This window comes from Bradyrhizobium sp. Ken51 (assembly GCF_055807435.1).
In genome coordinates, this window is record NZ_JBVVPB010000140.1 from 1 (window position 1) to 473 (window position 473).

Genomic DNA, 473 nt, shown 5'->3' on the forward strand with positions numbered 1-473 from the left:
TGAGCAACGCCACGATTTGTAATCCCCAAGCTGCGCGCGGCCGCCAGCGAGAGGTCGAGGACGCGGCCACGGACCCATGGTCCGCGGTCGGTGATACGAACGACCACCGACTTATTCGTCTCAAGATCAGTGACGCGGACTCTCGTGCCGAACGGCAGACGGCGGTGCGCCGCGGTTAGTAGATTCCGATCAAACGATGAACCGCTCGCTGTCTTGCCTTTGGAATAGGAATAGTAGGAGGCTTTTCCGGAAATGAATCGATTGAAGGATTGAGCCCCTGAACGATCGTTCGGCTCTTGTCCGTTCGGAGACTGCGCTTGCGGCTCCTCCTTCTTTGTCTGATCGAGTCCTTCAGGAGCGGGCTCCGCGTGAGCCTTTGGAACGATGGACCATCTGTCATTGAATGTTTGCCCGACGGCAGGGGTCGCATGAAGCCCCGTCCAAGTTGAGACCGCTGCAATCATTATCATTCC

The 473-nt window shown here is 57.5% G+C and carries 1 protein-coding gene; it reads right to left on the minus strand.

Features of this window, described 5'->3' with window-relative positions:
* The coding region (locus AC0L27_RS41200; protein ID WP_473323835.1) for a septal ring lytic transglycosylase RlpA family protein at positions 1–464 on the minus strand (464 nt) is incomplete at its 3' end.
* Positions 465–473: the final 9 nt, after the last annotated feature.